The 3,934-nt window shown below is 48.0% G+C and carries 4 protein-coding genes; 1 reads left to right on the forward strand and 3 read right to left on the reverse strand.

Going from position 1 to position 3,934, the window contains the following annotated elements:
- Positions 1 to 84: 84 nt before the first annotated feature.
- The 3 genes from ACTG33_RS16520 to ACTG33_RS16530 form a co-directional block, all read right to left on the reverse strand.
- Positions 85 to 537, reverse strand: coding sequence for a MarR family winged helix-turn-helix transcriptional regulator (locus ACTG33_RS16520; protein WP_439136320.1), 453 nt, complete (start codon positions 535 to 537; stop codon positions 85 to 87).
- A gap of 122 nt (positions 538 to 659) precedes the next feature.
- The gene (locus tag ACTG33_RS16525) at positions 660 to 2,012 is read right to left on the reverse strand and encodes an MFS transporter (RefSeq protein WP_439136321.1); all 1,353 of its coding nucleotides are present in this window, start codon (positions 2,010 to 2,012) and stop codon (positions 660 to 662) included.
- A 127-nt stretch (positions 2,013 to 2,139) separates the two neighbouring features.
- Positions 2,140 to 3,015, reverse strand: coding sequence for an SDR family NAD(P)-dependent oxidoreductase (locus ACTG33_RS16530; RefSeq protein ID WP_439136322.1), 876 nt, complete (start codon positions 3,013 to 3,015; stop codon positions 2,140 to 2,142).
- 313 nt (positions 3,016 to 3,328) lie between these two features.
- Here ACTG33_RS16530 and ACTG33_RS16535 point away from each other — a divergent pair.
- Positions 3,329 to 3,934, forward strand: a 606-nt coding sequence (locus ACTG33_RS16535; RefSeq protein ID WP_439136323.1) for an FAS1-like dehydratase domain-containing protein, incomplete at its 3' end; no start/stop codon positions are given.

Below are 3,934 nucleotides of genomic sequence, written 5' to 3' on the forward strand. Positions count from 1 at the left end.
CTATATGCATATACATGTATTTGTTGGTAATTCAAAAAATGAGTGGCTGCATTTTGTGAATCATTCAGAGTGAAAGAGGTGTCGCTAGCGTGCAGAATCTTTGAGATCGACAATCGCATCGCCGACCAGCAATAACTTTTCGACCAGTTCGTCACCCAGTAAATCTTTTAACTGCTGTTGGGTGTGACGCCAATCTTTAGAGGCTCGTTTAAAAAGGTTCTTTCCATCTTCCGTCAGCTTCAAGACCTTTTCGCGCCGATCTCGTCCTGGTTGGCTCTCCAGGTAACCATCACGAATCAATGGCTTCAGGTTTCGAGAAAGAGTAGTTTGATCCAACACCAAGACTTCCTGCAGACTCCTGTTCGTCGCTTCGCCCATGTAATAGATCGTGCGTAATATCGCAAATTGGGTAACCTTAATACCCTGATTGCTCATATCATGGTCATAAATCTGAGTTAACACTCGATTTGCCTGGCGAAGTCTTAGAGCCAGACAGGGTTCGATGCTTGCTTTAGATGTCGTGTTATCAGGTTTCATGGAGCCATTAAACATGCATATACATGATATATCAAGTAATGGTTAGCTCTACTTGTTGATATTGACAGTAAATTTAGTCATAACACCTTGGTTGCGACGCCAATCAGGCGCCAAATGTGGGGTTATGCTGTCCTCTTCCGCCTCAATCCAGTGGCACTGACTACGGCAGTCAGTAATACCAGAACAAAGCCCACATAAGCCGGCACAGAACTTGTTCCCAAATCCATTGCCAGAAGCGCTGCCACTAAGGTCGCACTGAACGCCATAGCTAACATTCGCGTTGTCGTGAACAAACTTCCTGCTGCAGCAGCCCGAGACTTAGGGGCCGAACCGACAAGAAAACGGGCATTCGGAGAGAAGAAAAAACCAAAACCGGCGCCACACAGAAAGAGTCGCCACCCGACATCTACATGAGTCACTTCTTCTGGCATTGTTGCAATTGTAACCATCGCAACAGAGGCGACTAGTGTACCGATAGTACAGAGTATGGGGACCGCGATCCGATCGGACAACGCACCTGCTACAGGGGCAAAGACCAGACTAGCCAAGGCATAAGCGGACATCATTCCCCCTATTTCGCCCACTGAAAAGCCATAGCCTTCCTGTAATCGGAAAGGCATGCTCAGCATAATGATCATAGAGCCAATGGTGCCCATCAGAGTGCCAAGCGCTGTCAGGCCAAGGTCAGCACGGGCCAGCAAATCCACAGGGAGGACCGGCTGAGCTTCATGCTTCTCATGACGTACCAAAAACCATGCAGATACACCGGCCATCGTCATCACGAACAATGAAGTAAACAGGTAATCGGTGTGTACCGTCGCTTCAAGCCCGGCAATCAACAAGCCGAAGGTCAAGCTGCAAAGTGCCGCGCCCCGTAAATCAAAGGGATGCTCATGAGGAACGGGATCTGGCAAAGCTCGACTAAATATCAGAGAAATTATGGTTAGTGGTACGACTGCGACAAATGCCCATTGCCAATCGGCATATGCTGCAATGAAACCACCGAGAATTGGAGCTACGGCTGTTCCGCTGGCATTAAATATTGTATTCAAGGCCAAACCGCTGCCTAGACGTTGAGGCGGGTACACCTGACGTAGCATGGCAACGCCAACAGACATGGCTGCCGCCGCAGCCAATGATTGAATAGCACGTACAGCAATCAAAAAGGGGAGACTGTCCACAAACAAACACATAACACCCGCTATAGAGTGAAGTACAAAGCCAGCCTGGTACATCCGCCGATAGCCTATACGATCACCCAAAGCGGCCAGTGGCAGTAGGGTCATGGCTAAGATCAATTGATAAACGGTAACGACAAGGAGGGTCGCCGAACCCTTGACACCCAGAGCGGTAGCGATGGTGGGGAGAATGACACCACTGATAGTGGCATCAATCATTAATAGTAGAGAGCCGAGAGATAAAGCAATCACCGCTAAGATGCGACGACGAACAGGCAGTCCTTGGGGATCAGTCATGATTTAATACAGCGGATATATATTGAAACGTGGCAGTGTACATTACTGTGCAACAGGGCGGCCAGAAACAATGCAACAAAATGACTCGCCACGCGCAGACAAACAGGGGGGTAAACACCTGTTGTTATTAGCGTTTTGCCAGAGCCTCCTCAGTTAATGACTCACTAATACGCCACAAGTCTTCAATCACCTGATCATCTTCGATCAAAGGATTTGGTGTCCTTGGTTTACACTTATAAAAATAGCCGCCGTTGCTTTTAGCAGGCTCATCGTCCATAGCCAGCCACAGCAATGTTTCCGCCCCCTGATCCGGGGTTAATTTTTCCATATCACCATACCGCTCTCGTACTGACTCGTCGGTGTGAGAAAAAAAGTTAGAACCTATTGTGCCTGGATGAAACGAGTGGGCCACGATCCCTTCAGGCGCCAATCGTTTTGCCAAAGCGCGTGAAAATAGCACATTGGCCAGTTTGCTACTGCAATATGCCAGCCCATTTGTGTAGGTCTCAAATGTCTGTAAATCGTCCAGATTAATGCCTGGAATCATTTCGCTACCATCTGATGACGTATTAATAATACGTACACTACCTTGCGGGGCACCTTTTACGGCTTGACGAAGTAACGGGAGTAAACGAGTAGTCAATACAAAAGGCCCAAAGTGATTGCCCGCAAAACTCTCTTCAAAACCTTCCGCGGTCATAACTTTTTCACTCGCCATACCTCCTGCATTGTTAATAAGAAGGTCAATACGGCCTGTCAGATGGCTTACCTCTTCCGCCACTCGGGCAGCCTCCGACATTAAAGCCAGGTCTGCCCGAATCATATCCACCTGATTACCAGCCGACACTGTGCGGATCAGCTCACCAGCGGCTTTCGTTCGCTCAGAATTTCGACCCACGCCGATAATACGATAGCCCTTCAAAGAGAGCGCCTTTGCCGCCGCAAGACCAATTCCTGAACTTGCTCCAGTGACCACCGCGACTTTCTGTTGTTGTTCAGTCATTGCACATCCCCATAGTTATTGCCTTTTCCGTCTTTTCCATAGTAACAAAGCTTTGACCAACCCAAGTCCACCATGTCTTTATATCAATATTGATGGCTTAACCTAAACATCTGACACTATCCAAGGATTATTATCAGGAGCACATTTCAATAGACCCTGCCATACAACAGTGTTGTTCATTTATAATGTTCCTGCTAAGCTAGTGAATGGATAATAAAACCCAAATGGGTGAGGCTGTCGAATGAACTCGGAAGTACTCGCTCGCAGATGCTGCTAAGCGACATTGGTGGCGGAATTTTGATTGGAGTTAGACATGACAGACAAAACATTAGATTGCTCAGATCTAGAGAATTATATGGGCAAGCCCATGGCGCCGGCCCGTATGAAAGAGGCTCTGCACAATAATGATATCCGCCGCTGGGTTCAGGCTATGCATTACGCCAACCTGTTGCATTACGATCACGACTTTGCCAAAGAGGGCCGATACGGTCGCTTGGTAGCTCCTCAATCTTTTGCCGTAGCAGCGGATGACGGCCATGGTGCCGGCCCAGCTTGTATCGGCCGTATTCCAGACTCACATCTTATCTTTGGCGGCGATGAATGGTGGTTCTACGGCCCTAAGATATTTGGAGGGGATAGAATTACCAACGAGAAAATTCCTTTTGATTTCTCAGTAAAAGACACAAAATTTGCTGGCCCCACCTGTTTTCAGCGTGGCGACAATAATTATTATAATCAAGACGGCGACCTAATCGCCAAGCAACGCTCCACAACCATCCGCTACCGTGCAGATTTAGCCCTGGAGATGGGCTCAGTGGATGCCAGTGAAGAAGATCCCGTCTGGAGTGATGAAGAGCTTGCAGATCTGCAAGAGAAAAAGTTCGAATTTATCAAAATGATGCACGATCTCGGTCACGGT

It is taken from the genome of Pseudomaricurvus sp. (assembly GCF_965662505.1).
Classification (GTDB): Bacteria; Pseudomonadota; Gammaproteobacteria; order Pseudomonadales; family Cellvibrionaceae; genus Pseudomaricurvus.